The following is a 15,593-nucleotide window of genomic DNA, read 5'->3' as shown; positions in this document are numbered from 1 at the left end:
CTGTGTACTACCCCTTTCAGATTGTCATTCTTATGATCAATATCCGCTTAGTACGGATACTATCAACCGGCTGAAACTTTAAGCGATTTTCTCGCGCTCATCTTTGCCGAGACGTAATTAAGCGTGAGCACGGCGATTAAGATGACGCCCATCAGGATGTCGACAACGGTTCGCGGTATCCCCAATAGATTCAATCCGTTGGATAGGACCTGGAAGATCGCCACCGCATACACGGTGCCTTTCACTTTGCCATACCCGCCCGAAATTTCCGTCCCTCCGAGAACGGCCGCCGAGACCGTCAACAGCAGATAGGAGGAACCCAAATCGACTTTGGCCGAGTTGTATCTGGAGATCATAATGATCGCGGCGATCGATGCCATAAATGCGGAGAATAAATAGACGCCGAGCAGAACCCGCTTCACATGGAGTCCGGAAAATCGAGCCGCGACCGGGTTGATGCCGACCTTGTAGACGCTTCGACCCCAAATCGTACGATTGAGCAAGGTAGCCGTAATGACGGCTAAAACAAGAAATACGATAACCGGCAATGGGATGGGGCCGATCGACATATTCCCGATTTGTCCGAACGCGTCCGGAAACCCGGAGATCGCATTCCCCTTGGTAATCGTAAGAATGACGCCTTCGAACAGCACCATGCTGCCGAGCGTGACCAAAATCGGAGAAACGCCGATAATGGCAATGAAAAATCCGTTTAGCAATCCGCAGAGCAAGGCGACAGCGATGCCGATTCCAATGGCAACGGCAATCGGATAGTGGTGCGACATGCATAATGCGGCGATGACTCCCGAGAAGGACGCCGTATAGGTAATCGATAAATCGATGCCCGCGGTCAAGATAACCACCATCATGCCAAGAGCCAATATGCCGAGCTCAGGCAGTTGAAACATCATATTGCTCAAGTTGTACGAATCCAAAAATCCCGGAGCGATGATCGACATCAGCAGGAAAAGAGCGATTAAGACCAGCCCCAGCATGGCTTCTTTGGACAGCTTCAACATCGTGTTATCCCTCCTATGCCTCGACTTCCACTTTTAATAGCTTCGACTCCATCCGTTTGCGCCGGAGGAAATCATAGGATACGGCGGTAAGGATAACCGCGCCGACGATTACTTTTTGCCAGTAGGTGTCGACATGACTGAGGATCAAACCGTTTTGCATGACCCCGAGCAGGACGACCCCGATGAGCGTGCCCCAGACCGACCCGTTCCCGCCGAGGATGTTCGCGCCGCCAATGACGACGGCGGAAATAACCGTCAACTCAAACCCGAGCATGCCGTTCGGGTCGACCGATTTGGTATAGACCATTTGAGCCAACGCGGCAATGCCGGCCAGAAACCCCATGTATCCGTATACAAATAATTGCGTTCGTTCCAGATGGATGCCTGCCCGAACCGCCGAGACGGGATTGCCCCCAATGGCGAAGACGGAACGGCCGATCATCGTATACTTCATGACATACCAAGTGATCAGAGTAACCAGGGCAATCAGATAGATCAGGATGGAGATACCCGCTATCTTAAAGTCCGCAAAGCGGATGAACGCTTTTGGGAAATTGCTGCTGTTCAAGTAGACGCCGTTGGTGAAGTATAGAACGCTCCCATTAATAATGCTCATCGTACCCAACGTGGCGACAATGGGAGGAATCTTCGTCTTCGCGATGAGCGTTCCGTTGATCAAACCAAGGAGGAGTCCGCTTAGAATCGCAATCGCGAACGCTGCCGCTACCGACAGCGGCGAGTCCGGCAATACTTTCATCAGATGTCCCGTGATCACGGTGGCTGCGCTGGTGATCGCGGCTACGGAGACATCGATCCCGCCCGTGATAATCACCAACGTCATCCCCATGGCCAAAATGGCCAGAATGGCATTGGCTTTAAATATATCTTGGATATTATCCGCCGTTAAAAACACGGGATTGTTCACGCTAAGGATGATGCAGAGGAACAAGAGTACGGACAGAATTCCGATTTCTTTTGATTTGAACACGGATTTCATTTGCTTCCACCTGCCTTCGTCCCTAAAACGGCGAGATTCATGATCATCTCTTGCGTAGCTTCCGATGCAGCGATTTCTCCTGAAATTCTGCCCCGTCTCATGACCAAAATCCGGTCGCTTACGGCCAACACTTCGGGCAGCTCGGAAGAAATGACGATGATCCCGATTCCTTTATTCGTCAATCTGCGCAGCAGTTTATGAATTTCCGTTTTGGCGCCGATGTCGATTCCGTTCGTCGGTTCGTCGATGATTAAGATTCGAGGTTCGGTGGATAACCATTTGGCGATGACGACTTTTTGCTGGTTGCCTCCTGAGAGCTGCCCGGCATTCATCCCGGCGATCGGAGGACGGACGTCCAGGATTTGAATGTATTCGCTGGCCAGCTTCTGCTCTTTGGAACGGTCGATCAGCTTGAACTTGTTCAGCATCTTGCCGAATACCGTCACCGAGATGTTGTCCGTAATCGATTGCCTAAGGAACAGCCCCTGCGTTTGACGACTTTCGGGAATGTAGGCCATCTTGTGCTTGACGGCGTCGCTCGAGGTCCGGATGTTCACTTTCTTGCCGGCGACATAAATTTGACCGGAATCCGGCTTGTTCAGACCGAACAGCGCTTGCGCCAGTTCCGTTCGTCCGGCTCCAACCAATCCCGTGATGCCGACAATCTCGCCGGCGCGGAGAGAGAAGGAAATATCCTTGAAGTTCCCTTTTTTGGAGAGCCCTTCTACGCGAAGCACTTCTTCTCCGCCGGCGTTTTCTTCCCTATTGATGACATCCACTTCTCTTCCGACCATTAAGGCGATCAACTTATCTTCGTCCATGTCTTCTTTGTCATAGCTTCCGACAAACTTCCCGTCCCGCAAAACCGTAAACCGATCGGCGACGGCGAACAATTCCTTCAGTTTATGGCTGATATAAATGATCGAGATTCCTCTGTTGCGCAAATCTTCGATAATCTTATACAACTGCTCGACTTCGCCGGAGGACAATGAAGAAGTAGGTTCATCCATAACAATCAACTTGGAATCGAACACCAAGGATCGGGCTATGGCAACCAACTGCTGCTTGGCGATACTCAATTTCTCCAAGGGGAGCGACACATCCACTTTTAATCCAAGCTCGGCCAACGCTTTTTCAGCGCGTGCCTTCATCGGTTTCCATTTTACTCGGGCGTATCCTTTGGCAGCGCTTTCAGTTCCGATGCAAATATTCTCGGCTACGGAGAGGTTGGGAAACAAACTTAAGTCCTGATAGATCATGGAGATCCCCTTTAACGTGGCCTCGATCGGTTTGGATAACCGGATCTTCTCGCCGGCGAAATGGATCTCCGCACCTTCGTCGGGGTTTTCGACGCCGACCAGAATTTTCATCAACGTCGATTTCCCCGCGCCGTTTTCGCCGATCAACGCATGCACTTCGCCCGGTTTAATCGCAAGCTGCACTTGATCCAGCGCTTTAACCCCCGGATAGGTCTTGCTTATATTGCTCATCCGCAGCAAAGATTCCATTTTCTCACACCGCCTATGGCCTGTTGTTATAAAGCGTCAAATTACGCGACTTGCAAAATTCGTCAAGCTCATCCCTTGTCGGAATTCCGTCCTGGGCACCCGATCGGGTAACCTTCAACGCGCTGACGGCAGTCGCGAATTCCACTGCTTCCGTAATCGTCGCGCCATCGTCCAACGCGACAGCCAATGCTCCGGCAAACGAATCTCCCGCGCCCACCGTATCGACCGCCTCTACGCGAATTCCCTTCACCCTTGTGCATTTCCCGTCGGCGTAAATTAGCGATCCTTGCTCCGCCATTTTGATGATGCTGTTCTTGACGCCTGCATCTGCCAGCTGTCTAGCCGCGGCCGCAGCCGATGCCTCATCCGTCACGTCGATGCCCGTAAAATGTTTGGTCTCTTGTTTGTTGGGGGTAATCAAATCAGCAAAGCCAAGCATGTCCAGGGTAACGCCTTCGGCGGGTGCCGGATCCAGAATGATGTATACACCGTGCTTGCGCGCCTCTGTCATCGCATACAGCACAACTTCGTGCGGTACCTCCATTTGGACCAATAATACGCTGCTACTTCGGATTAAACCTATACAAGCGTCGATGTCTTGCGTCGTAAGCATTTCATTCGCGCCTTTGATCACGATCATCGTATTCTCGGCTGTATCGTCCACCGTCACAAGAACCGTGCCCGTCGAAGCTCGCTCCGTTATTTTCACGAACTCGGAATTTACGCCATTCTTCTGTAACGAATGAATCAGGCGATCTCCGAAGGGGTCTCTGCCCGCACATCCGATGAGAGAGACATCTTTCCCTAACCTGCCGCAAGCGATCGCTTGATTCGCTCCCTTGCCTCCGGCAAGCATTTCCACTCCTTTGCCGAGCTTCGTTTCTCCGTGCGAAGGGTAGCGTTCAACCCTCGCGACGACATCGAGATTCATGCTTCCAAGTACCGTGATCATTGAATCTTCCTTCCTTATCAGATCATCTTGCGGGCGGTCGCGACAAAGCTTTTCAATTCAGAGGCAGCCTGCTCTAGATTATCGGATCGAAACAAGCTTGATGTACCGCAAACCAACCAAGATGCCCCATGTTCAAGTACTTGAGGAATCGCCTCGAAACTGATATTCCCATCCACTTGAATTTCCGGATGAACGCCGTTCGCTTGAATCATCTCTCGTAAATCCGAGATTTTTCTGTACATGCTTGGAATAAACGTTTGCCCCGCGAATCCCGGATTTACGGTCATAAGACAAACATAATCCGTCACATCGATCACATACTCCAAAAACGATAACGGAGTCGAGGGATTGAGCGCCACGCCGGCTTTCAAGCCGCGGCCGCGAATTTGCTGAAGCGCTCTTTGCAAATGCGTTTTGGATTCGGCATGAACGGAGATCCAATTCGCTCCCGCATCGGCAAACATATCGATATAGCGTTCCGGTTCCTCGACCATCAAGTGAATATCAAACGGTTTGTCCGTATATGCGCGCAGCGTTCTCAGCAGATCGGGCCCCATCGTAAAGTTCGGAACAAAATTACCGTCCATAATATCGAAATGGTAGAAATCTGCGCCACCGCGATCCAACTGGCGGATGCTTTCCTTCAGATTGCCCCAATCCGCACACATCATGGAAGGCCCAATTAATGCCATTGTCCAGCACTCCTATCTAATATCTGCAATATCCAAATTATGTGCCAGTCTGTCGTTGTGTAACAAAGTAATAATCCATTTAATATCTGTATATTACAACATAAAATGCCCGTTTTCAACATATTATTTCTGCAAAACAAAAAAGACCGACTTTGATAAGTCGATCCCGCTCCTTATTCGATCCTAAACATACCTTTCAATTCGCAATTGCGATGTTAACTCCTTTGTTTCCCAACTCGGAAACCTCATGCGCGGGCATTCCCTCGTCTGTGATCAGTAGATCAACGTCCTCAAGTCCCAATAAACGAATTAAGGACTTCCGCTGAAACTTGCTGCTATCCGCGATCAGGATCAGATCGTCGGATATCTCCAATATCTTCTCCTTCACCCGCGCATGCGATTCATAAGGCTCACTAACCCCGCGTTGGTAATCAAAGCCCTGGCAAGAGAAGAAGAATTTATCCACGTGATAGCCTTCCACCATATTTTCGGCGGATTTCCCCGTGATGGCCATGGAATCGCTGTCTAAATTGCCGCCGATTAAAATGACCGAGATCTCTTTCTTTTTGATCAGCTCATTCGCGATGGCAAACGAATAGGTCAAAATAGTCAGAGGCTTATTGGGCAGATGCTTGACCAATTGAAGCCCGGTCGTACTGGCATCCAGCGCGATAACTTCTCCTTCTTTTACGATCGAAGCGGCATATCTGCCGATTGCCTTTTTCTGCTCCAGATGGATCATTTCTCTATGAAGGACAGGCGGCTCTGAGCCAAAGCCGTTGTCCTTAGGATTCAACACGGCCCCGCCGTGGGTTCGCAAGATGACGCCATCCGACTCCAGCTTCTCTAAATCCCGCCTGATGGTCTCGTCGGTCACTCCGAATCTTTTGCTGAGATCTCCGACTTTCACCATACCGCCGTTTTCGAGCTGCTTGATGATCTCTTTTTTCCGGTCGACCGCCACCAATAAATCCATCCTTCCGGGGATAAAGCTTGGTTTCATTAGGGAAATCTTTAAAACCCACATGTTCTTATCCATTTAATATAGCCTATTTTCCTCGCGCAAACAACCCTCATGACAGAGGCGCAAGCCGGATGGAGACCTTATTTGTGCACTGCGCCTCATTCGACTGACATTCGCCGAGGGCATGCGCGACCGGATCTACGCACTCGCCCGGCACGCTAAAAGGGCTCCCGATGAGCCCTTAGGCGATCAGTGCGAAGCGGCGGGTGCCGCTTCATCCAAGCAGCGCAGCAGCATCACGACGGCTTCTGCGCGCGTTGCAGAGGCGTTCGGCGCAAATCGGCCGTCGTCCCTGCCCTTCACGATCCCCTGCCGCTCCAGGGAGACGGCTGCCGCGATCGCCCAGCTCGGAATATCGGCGTCGTCGGCGAACGGAGAGCGCTGATCCCCGGCCGCGTCTGCGCTCAAGTGAAACGCCCTCGCGATCATCGCCGCCATCTCCGCTCGGGTGATGTCGTCGCCCGGCCGGAAACGGCCGTCCGGATCCCCCTTCACGATCCCTTCGCGATAAGCCTCGGCGATCCCCGAAGCCGCCCAAGCGCCGATCCGGCTCCGGTCGGCAAAGGCGGCGAGGGTATCTTCGTCCTCCGCGCGCAGGCCGAGCGCGTGAACCAGCATAACCGTGAACTCCGCCCGGGTGATCGGACGATCCGGACGGAACGTCCGGTCGGGATAGCCGTTCACGAGCTGCATCTTGGCAGCGCGGTCGATCTCCCGTTCGGCCCAGTGCCCCGCAATATCGCGGAACGCGGGAGATTCGGCAGGCGGCTCGGCCGGTGGGCGATCGTCAGGGTCCCCGGGCTTCTCCGGCGCGGGATTCCCCGGACCGCCTGGTCCGCCCGGTCCGCTTCCGGAACCGGGGGACGCGGGCGTCGTCGCGCTCGCTTGAAGGGCCTCGCTCGCATGGCCTGCCGCATCGTATGCGATAACGCCTAGGGTATACGTCGTGGAAGCCGTCAACCCGCCGAGCGTATATTCGTAGACGCTGCCGGCGACGCTAGCCGCGGCATGACCGTCGACGTAGATCTGGTACGACGAGACGCCGGTATCGTCCGTCGCGCTTGGCCAGATCAGCTTCATGCCGGTCTGCGTCACGTCCGCAATCGTAAGCTTGGCGCCCTCCGGCCAGACGGGGGCTTCTGAGTCGCACGCCCGCGGGATCTCGATCCGATAAGTGCGATCCGCGCTCCCGTCTTCGCTCGTGGCGACGATCGCTACGGCATTCGAGCCGGGCGCAAGAGAGATCGCGGCTTCCGTCCCGGAGTCGGCCGCCCGGCCGCCGATGCTTAGCGTGGCCCGCGTATCGTACGTGACGGCCATCACGCCGACGGATTCGATGCCGCAGGGCAAGCTGAGCGTGTAGGCTTCGACGGAAGAGGCAAAAGCCGGATCGAGCCGGCCGGCAGAGACCGTCAAGCTCTTGAGGTCCGCATTCCGGCCCGGTACCCTCGGAGCGACGGTAATGGTCGCCTTGGCCGGCAAAGACGCTGCCCTCCCGTCGCTGGCCGTCCATTCAAAGGAAGTCGTACCCGAACGGTCGGCCGTCGGGACGAATCGCAGTTGATCCAGAAGGGCCGCCGGGATCACTTTGCCCGATTGGACGTCTGTGAGCGTTCCCCCGCCCTCGTCCAGCTTCAGGGCGCCATAGACGGCGTCGGTGACCGACACGATCTGAATGGAGATCAAGGGCGAGGCAGATTCATAATGATCCGTGAAGTCGCTCGCCCGGAACGCCAGCGGCGTATTGGCGGCCGTCTCGAAGGCGGCATCCGTCACCTGGGGATCGATGGCCCGCACAATCAGATGCAAGGTCGATTCCTTCTGGATGTTGTAATCGGACAGAGCACGGCCGTCCTCCAACTGCTTGCCGGCGAAGATCAACCGTTGCTGATCCGGCGGTATCCCTTCCTTGTCCTGGATCTTCCGCTTGACCCCTTCAATCGTGTCGCTGGATTCGACTTCGATCGTGATGGTCTTGCCTGTCAGCGTCTTCACAAAGATCTGCATCGCAAACGCGTGATGCGGAAATGCGAATGCGAACAAGAGAATGAGCGCCAACGACAACGCGTACATGCGCAGGTTTCTGTTTTTCATCCGAGGAGAGCTCCCGTTCATCGATTCTAGCGTACGAACTACTTTCGCCGCCGGAACTGATAATTCCTGTAAAATACAATATAATTATTTTAATATGCTGCCAGTTTGGAGGAGGACCCTATGAACCGATTAAAGACCATTTTGAAAGATTATTACGAGATCGAAACGGCAGATATCTTCCCGCAAAAGGGCGGTTGGGCAGCGCTCGCGTATAAGGTAAGCAGCGACAAGCATTCCTATTTCCTGAAGGTTTATGAGAAAAGCAGAGCTTCCACCCCCAAATGGACCGCGCTGATCGACGAATATGCGCCGATCATGAAGTGGCTTGACCAACATAGCGGGTTAAAAGGCAAAATCCCGGTCCCCCTATTAACCAAGCATGGCGAATATAAGTGCGAGGATGAGGATGGCATCTATCTGCTCTACGAATATATCGACGGGGAGACGATTGGCGATCAGGATTTAACCGGCGAGCAGGCGCGCCAGCTGTCCGAGATCGTAACGGAGCTTCATACCTATGGGGAGGGCATTCCGGTGAAGACGGACGCGATCAGGGAGGATTTCCATGTCCCGTTTCTGCCGCAGTTGAGGAGTGCCTTGGATCAGGATTCTCCCCTTGTTCCCAGCGATGTCAGAGAAGCAATCGCCCCTCGCCTGGCACAGGTGAACCTTCTGGCCGATGCGGTCGAACAGCTGTCGCTCCGCCTGAAAGGCCAACCCTTGAGAATGGCGCTGTGCCATACCGATATCCACCCTTGGAATCTGATGCAATCCGGACGACAGCTGATTCTGATTGACTGGGAAGGGCTTCGATTAGCGCCTGTTGAAGCGGATTTGATGTTCTTGGTCGAAGAGCCGTACTATGAGGACTTTTTAGCTCTCTATCGGAAGCGGCATCGCCATTTTGAGGTCAATCTCGAGGCGCTGCAATTTTATCGGGGGAGACGCAAGTTGGAGGATATATGGGAATTCATCGAGCAGCTCTTGTTCGATGAGCAAGCCGCCTCGGCCAGAGCGGCCACCCTGCGGAGCTTAGCGGAGGAACTGAAAGACGTGGAATGATGCCTTACGGGTATATTTTCCTGTCCATTATGCGTTAATTTAAACGTTACCATTATCTTGCCTTAACAATCGGGATTTAATCTAATTTGGCATTCCTAAATTTCACTAGGAGGGAAGCCAATCGTGAGATCAAGGTTTCTTCAGAAAGTAGCGTGGTCGTCGCTAGCCGCGCTTTTGACGTTTTCGGGCATGCTCGGTTTTTCGCCAAGCACGACATCGGCTGCAAACGCCGACGCTTCACAGGTTCAAGCTGCAGTCGCTCCGCTGCCGGACGGCAAAGGCAAAAAGGTGCTGTTCGACAACACGCACGGCCAAACGGCCGGCGCAGCCGATTGGGTCATTGACGGCGGATTCTCCGACTTCGCCGATGCATTGAAAGCCGACGGGTTTACCGTGGATTCGCTTGACCGCCCGATCCCGTTTACGTTCGGCGAACAAGCCGTAACCTACGAGAAACTCAAAAATTACGATGTTTTCGTGATCGGGGAAGCGAACATTCCTTACAAGAAATCCGAACAGGATGCCATGCTGCGGTACACCAAGGAAGGCGGAAGCATTTTCTTTATCTCCGATCATTATAACGCGGACCGCAATAAAAACCGTTGGGATGCTTCGGAGGTTTTTAACGGTTACCGTCGCGGCGCATGGGACAATCCGGCCAAAGGAATGTCGGCCGAAGAAGCGGCTTCCCCGGCGATGCAAGGCTTGCAAAGCTCGGATTGGCTCGGCCAAAACTTTGGCGTCCGTTTCCGCTACAATGCGCTTGGCGATGTAGATAACCTGACCGACGTGGTCGCGCCGGACCAAGCGTTTGGCATTACGGCAGGGGTCGGCTCCGTCGCGATGCATGCGGGTTCCACGCTTGCGATTCTGGATCCGACGAAGGCCAAAGGATTGGTCTACGTCCCGAAGAACGTCCCCGCATGGGCGAATGCCGTAGATAGCGGCGTTTACGGCGGAGGAGGCCGCGCGGAAGGTCCGTTCGCAGCCGTATCCAAGCTGGGCGCGGGAAAAGCGGCCTTTATCGGCGACTCCTCTCCGGTTGAAGATGCCACTCCGAAATATTTGCGCGAAGACACCGGCGCGAAAAAAACGACCTATGACGGGTTCAAAGGCGAAGCCGATGACGCCACATTCCTGGTGCAAACCGTCGAATGGTTGGCCAATCACGAGAGCTACACCGATTTCAGCCAAGTCGCGGGATTGCAATTGGATCAACCGACCCCGCTGCTCGCTATCGAAACGCCCGAACTCACGACAGAGCCTCAGCCGGAGCCTTGGGCCCCGCCGAATGCCGGCTACAAGTGGTACGACCCGACTACGTTTAAATCGGGTTCGTATGGTTCTACGCAGCAGCCGCCGGTTCAAGCGCAATACAAATTCGTCCACCAGAGCACGTTGCCGAACGCGCAGCAGTTCCAAATCCGCGTATCGGTAAACAACCTCTTGCCCGGACAAACCGTCTCGAACCTGTCTGTGGGCATCTACCTGGCGGGAGGAACCCAAGTAGCCAAATTCCAAAACGCGAACGGCACTTGGCCAACCTCCTACGGATACAGCGCAGCCTTCTCCGCCACGGCCGACGCTACGGGTCACGCTTATAAAGACCTGAACGTTCAGATCAATCCGACTGCCGTTGGACAAGCCAGCTTAAGGCTGAAGGTAAACGGAAACAATGAAATCACGGAAGCCGTATCGATCGCCAATGTGCCTGCCGAACCGCTGCCCGCGGATCAGCCGCCGGTCCCGGAGAAAGTCTCCATCGCGGACGCTCGCCATGCGGCGGAAGGCAGCATCGTCACGGTGGAAGGCGTCATCACTTCGGAACCGGGCGCATTCGGCGGCCAGGGATTCTATGTACAGGATGACTCGGCCGGCATCTACGTCTTCCAGAGCGCAACGGGTTATCATGCAGGCGATAAGATCTCGATCAGCGCAAAGAAAACGATCTATAACACCGAGCTGGAATTAACCGATCCCGTCGTGCTGAAGAAAATCGGAACGGCCCCCCTGCCGGAAGCCGTCGTGCAACCGGCGCTGAACGAGGGTAACCAGGGCCTTCTGGTGAAGCTCGAGAATGTCGCCATCCAGAATTATAAAGCAGCAACGCCTGCCGGCTCCTTTGAATTCGACGTCGTGAATGGCGCAAATACCACGCACGTGCGCGTGGATGGCCGGACCGGCATCGGCTTCGACGAATTCCAAACCGCGTTTCCGGCGGGAAGCCAGGTCAGCATTGCCGGCATTTCCTCCATCTTTAACGGCGTCTACCAGCTTAAACCGCTTGCGATCGGCGCCGTAACGCTCGCGGATACCCAAGCCCCGACGACTTCCGTTCAAGTGGATGGCGTTTCCGGAGAAAACCATTACAACCGCCAAGACGTGACGCTCACGTTTACCGCAAAGGATAACGAAAACGGCGTTGGCGTGGCGAAAACCGAATATCGGGTAAACGAAGGAGAATGGATCGCCGTTCAAGGTCCGGTTGCCATCTCCGCCGAAGGCAAGAATGTCATCTCGTACCACTCCATCGATAAGGCAAACAATATCGAAAATACGCAAACCGTCCAAATCTGGATCGACAAAACGGCGCCGTCGATTTCCTATCAAGGATCGGCGAAGTTTTATCAGACCGACTCCGCAGTCAAATTGACCGTTGCGGCATCGGACAACCTGAGCGGCGTCAAAGCGATTGCTTACACCCTGGACGGCGTAAAGATCGGGTCCGTCGAGGAGATTTCGCCGCTTGCGTTGTCCGCCGGGAGCCATGCGCTTGTCATTACGGCCGAAGACTTTGCGGGGAACAAGTCGGACACGACCGTGACGTTGACCTCCTTTATGGATTTGGATCACTTGGATGCCCTCCTCTCCATCGGGGAGAGCAAAGGCTGGATCGCGAATCACGGCACGGCCCAAAGCCTGCAGTCCCAAGTGAAAAACATCCAAAAGGCAAACAAGAATAAAGACCAAAGCCAGCTGCTTGACGATCTGATTCAAGAGATCAACAAGCACAGCGGCAAGCAAATCGATGCGAAATTCGCCAACTTGTTAGTCGATGATGTGAAGTATATCCAAGCGAACGGATTGTAAAAGCAGTTGCCATCTCCTACGGCGGGACAGGGTTTCTCTGTCCCGCCGTTTTTCTTTTTGACTTGCGTTCGGCGGACGGACCGCCGCTCGATCCCCGAAGCCCCCGGAATTTTATCAAGCGTTCATTTCGACCGTCTTGTTCAAATCCGACTCGGAGACGTCCCGACCGGTCAGCCGCTTGAACAGATGGGCCACCATCTTGATCTTGCTGCCCGTTTCCCAGTACTCGGCCGTCTCGGCCTTCACTTTGACAAGCACCAGGTTCGGATCGTCGTAAGTCGTGTCGAGCAGTTTCTCGTAGGCGACATTGACGCTCGAATGGTTTAGCAGCTCGCGGTAATTGTTCGTGTCCTTCTTCGTCAGAAAACACAGATCACCGTCGAACTCGACTTCCTGCGTCTTCATCGGGCGTGTCACGAGTCCGTCGGCCGATACCGTCGTCAGCATCGCCGTGTCGATACCCTTGATCAGGTCCCTTACTTTGCGGACCGCTTCCTCGCTGTCGGTGTGCGTATGGGCCATGACTTCTCACCCCCGAATATTGCCGGAGCTCTCACCGCACACCATAAATAAACCCGGCTCCGCCGTCTTCAAGGAAGATGGCGGCACGTTTTTATCGGAGGTCATACGGGCAAGCGAAAGCCATCCGACCTTCAAGCTTACCTTCGGCAAGACGCGAAGCAGACAAACGCCGAAATCCGCTTTCCGTATTGCCTACTCCGCATCCAACGATTTAGATGCAAATGTACATCTAATTTTGCTATATTCCTTCTTAACGATCATTTAGTTGCAATCGTACAACTAAATGATCCGTTTTCTGCATAAAGGACGGATTTACGCTAAATTAGATGTACTTTTACAAGTAAACTGCTCCACCCTCCCGAAATGGCCCTAAATAGATGTATGAATGCAACTAATTGACTGAGCGACCCGAACCGAGCGCAAACAAGGAACCGATTGGCTTGCACTAGTGGTGAACCATCGGCCGGAATCCGACGAATTTGCAACAAGACCCAACTGATTCATTCGAAACCACTTTTCATCGGAAGTCCTACAGAAATGGAGAGAGTAAAACTTATACATTGTAGGACAAAAAAGCCCGGCATCGATTGATCGGCTGCCGGACTTTCCTGTTTATCGCGATCGGGCGCGGCGCAAGCCGCCTTACTCGTGAATCTGGACGAGCAGCTCGCCCAGCTTCTGCATCGCTTCCTGCTCGCCTTCGCCGTCGATTTCCAGGGTAACCTCGTCCTGGGCGGCGATGCCGAGGGTGAGCATGCTCAACGAGCTTTTGCCGTTGACCTTTTTGCCTTTGCAGAGCACGTTGATCTTGGCGGGATAGCGGCTGGCCGCTTCGACGAAGGTTTTGATCGGACGGACGTGGAAGCCCGCCGGGTTCGTTACGGTGAACGTTTGGGTCATCATGCTTGTTCGCTCCCTTCCAAATGTTGCTGCACGAAGCTTTGGACTTCCCGGTGGCCGCGCAGCGACAGCGCCTGCCTCGACAGGGTCTGCCAGTCGCCGTGCGATAGCGAGCCGACCCGCTCGCGCGCCGGGAGAATCGAGCCCGCGCTCATGCTGAATTCATGCAGGCCGAGGCCGAGCAAGAGCGGGATCGCCGTCGGATCGCCGGCTATCTCGCCGCATACGCCCACCCACTTGCCCTCCTCGCGCGCCGCGTCGATGACGTGGCGGATGAGGCGCAGGATGGACGGGTGATAAGGCTGGTACAAGTAGGACACCGTCTCGTTCATCCGGTCGGCGGCCATCGTATATTGAATCAGATCGTTCGTTCCGATGCTGAAAAAATCCGCTTCCTTCGCGAACAAATCCGCCGAAACGGCCGCGGAAGGCACCTCGATCATCATGCCGACCTCGAACGTCTCGGACACCGCGACGCCGGAGGCGACGAGCTGCCGCTTTTCCTCCTCGAGAATTCGCTTGGCGTCGATCAGCTCCTCCAGGACGGCGATCATCGGGAACATGATCTTGAGGTTGCCGTACGGGCTTGCGCGCAGCAGCGCGCGGAGCTGGGCGCGGAACACGTCCTGCCGCTCGAGACAGAGGCGCAGCGCCCGCTGGCCTAGGAACGGATTGCTCTCCTTGGGCAGATCCAGGTACGGCAGCTCCTTGTCCCCGCCGATGTCCAGCGTCCGGATGACGACCGGCTTGCCCGCCATCTTCTCCAGCACGTACTTGTAGCTCTGGAACTGCTCCTCCTCGGACGGCAGCGCGCTGCGGCCCATGTAGAGGAACTCCGTCCGGAACAGCCCGATCGCCTCGGCGCCGTTGTCCAACGCTTTCTGCACGTCCTCGAGCTGGCCGATGTTGGCGGCGATCTCGACGCGATGGCCGTCGGCCGATACCGACGGCCGCCCGGCCCACTGCCTCAGCTCGGCCCGACGGCGATCGTAAGCGGCTTTCTTGTCCGTATAGGCAGTCAGCTCCTCCGGCGTCGGATCGACCAAGAGCATGCCCTCGGTCGCGTCCATCACGAGCATGGCGCCGTCCGGGATGTCGCGCACGCCAGCGCCGGCGCCCACGATCGCGGGGACGTCCAGCGAGCGGGCCATGATCGCCGAGTGCGATGTCCGGCTGCCGATTTCGGTGACGAAGCCCCGCACGACTTCCAGATTGAGTTGAGCCGTGTCGGATGGCGTCAGGTCGGACGCCACGACGATGCATTCGTCGGCCAACTGCGACAGATCGCCGCCCCGAACGCCCCGCAGCACGTCGATGACGCGCCCGCTAACGTCGCGCACGTCCGCGGCGCGCTCCCGCAGCGCCTCGTCCTCGAGCTGGCTCAGCGCCTCGACGAACGTCTGCGCCACCTGGTACAGCGCGTATTCGGCGCCTGCCGCCTCGTCCCGGATCTGCGCCTCGACCGTCTCGATCAGGTCCGGATCCTCCAGGATGAGCAGATGCCCTTCGAAGATCGCGGCCTTCTCCGCGCCGAGCTTCGCCTCGGTAGCCGTCCGGATGCGCTCGATCTCCTCCTGCGCTTGCCGCACGGCAGCGCGGAAGCGTTCGAGCTCCCGCTCCGGCTGCTCGGTCCGGCTTTCCGCCGGCACGTACGTCTCCGTGCTCAGGACGACCGCGCGGGCGATGGCGAGGCCCGGAGAAGCGGCGATCCCCTTGAACTTGCGTGTCATGGC

The 15,593-nt window shown here is 55.4% G+C and carries 12 protein-coding genes; 2 read left to right on the top strand and 10 right to left on the bottom strand.

Annotated elements, in window-relative coordinates; genetic code table 11:
• Positions 1 to 62: 62 nt before the first annotated feature.
• From LKX83_RS05480 to LKX83_RS05450, 7 genes are all read right to left on the bottom strand, one after another.
• Positions 63 to 1,019, bottom strand: a complete 957-nt coding sequence (locus tag LKX83_RS05480; protein WP_227881164.1) for an ABC transporter permease — start codon at positions 1,017 to 1,019, stop codon at positions 63 to 65.
• A 13-nt stretch (positions 1,020 to 1,032) separates the two neighbouring features.
• Positions 1,033 to 2,016 carry an ABC transporter permease gene (locus tag LKX83_RS05475; RefSeq protein WP_227881163.1) on the bottom strand — a complete coding sequence of 328 codons (984 nt, stop codon included), beginning with the start codon at positions 2,014 to 2,016 and terminating at the stop codon, positions 1,033 to 1,035.
• Entirely contained in the window at positions 2,013 to 3,524 is a 1,512-nt protein-coding gene (locus tag LKX83_RS05470) for a sugar ABC transporter ATP-binding protein (RefSeq protein WP_227881162.1), read from the bottom strand. The genes LKX83_RS05475 and LKX83_RS05470 overlap by 4 nt, the downstream gene beginning before the upstream one ends.
• 13 nt (positions 3,525 to 3,537) lie before the next feature.
• Complete coding sequence (gene rbsK / locus LKX83_RS05465) at positions 3,538 to 4,476, bottom strand: ribokinase (RefSeq protein WP_227881161.1); 939 nt, start codon at positions 4,474 to 4,476, stop codon at positions 3,538 to 3,540.
• 17 nt (positions 4,477 to 4,493) lie between these two features.
• Entirely contained in the window at positions 4,494 to 5,168 is a 675-nt protein-coding gene (rpe, locus tag LKX83_RS05460; protein WP_227881160.1) for a ribulose-phosphate 3-epimerase, read from the bottom strand.
• A 196-nt stretch (positions 5,169 to 5,364) separates the two neighbouring features.
• A complete protein-coding gene (locus LKX83_RS05455; RefSeq protein ID WP_227881159.1) occupies positions 5,365 to 6,207 on the bottom strand; it encodes a DeoR/GlpR family DNA-binding transcription regulator in 843 nt (280 codons plus the stop codon).
• Positions 6,208 to 6,381: 174 nt separating this feature from the next.
• Positions 6,382 to 8,286, bottom strand: coding sequence for an S-layer homology domain-containing protein (locus tag LKX83_RS05450; RefSeq protein WP_227881158.1), 1,905 nt, complete (start codon positions 8,284 to 8,286; stop codon positions 6,382 to 6,384).
• A gap of 120 nt (positions 8,287 to 8,406) precedes the next feature.
• Between LKX83_RS05450 and LKX83_RS05445 the strand changes: the two genes are divergently transcribed.
• Both LKX83_RS05445 and LKX83_RS05440 read left to right on the top strand, forming a co-directional pair.
• Entirely contained in the window at positions 8,407 to 9,348 is a 942-nt protein-coding gene (locus LKX83_RS05445) for an aminoglycoside phosphotransferase family protein (protein WP_227881157.1), read from the top strand.
• Positions 9,349 to 9,471: 123 nt separating this feature from the next.
• Positions 9,472 to 12,438, top strand: a complete 2,967-nt coding sequence (locus LKX83_RS05440; protein ID WP_227881156.1) for an OmpL47-type beta-barrel domain-containing protein — start codon at positions 9,472 to 9,474, stop codon at positions 12,436 to 12,438.
• Between the two features lie 114 nt (positions 12,439 to 12,552).
• Here the strand turns inward: LKX83_RS05440 and LKX83_RS05435 are convergent, their stop codons facing one another.
• From LKX83_RS05435 to ptsP, 3 genes are all read right to left on the bottom strand, one after another.
• Positions 12,553 to 12,960 (bottom strand): pyridoxamine 5'-phosphate oxidase family protein, encoded by a 408-nt coding sequence (locus tag LKX83_RS05435; protein WP_227881155.1) that lies wholly within the window; start codon positions 12,958 to 12,960, stop codon positions 12,553 to 12,555.
• Between the two features lie 642 nt (positions 12,961 to 13,602).
• Entirely contained in the window at positions 13,603 to 13,863 is a 261-nt protein-coding gene (locus tag LKX83_RS05430) for an HPr family phosphocarrier protein (protein ID WP_227881154.1), read from the bottom strand.
• A complete protein-coding gene (gene ptsP / locus LKX83_RS05425) occupies positions 13,860 to 15,590 on the bottom strand; it encodes a phosphoenolpyruvate--protein phosphotransferase (RefSeq protein ID WP_227881153.1) in 1,731 nt (576 codons plus the stop codon). The genes LKX83_RS05430 and ptsP overlap by 4 nt, the downstream gene beginning before the upstream one ends.
• Between the last annotated feature and the right edge of the window lie 3 nt (positions 15,591 to 15,593).

The organism is Cohnella baijiui, from assembly GCF_020731285.1.
Classification (GTDB): Bacteria; Bacillota; Bacilli; order Paenibacillales; family Paenibacillaceae; genus Cohnella.
This window is presented reverse-complemented; position numbering and strand designations above follow the sequence as displayed.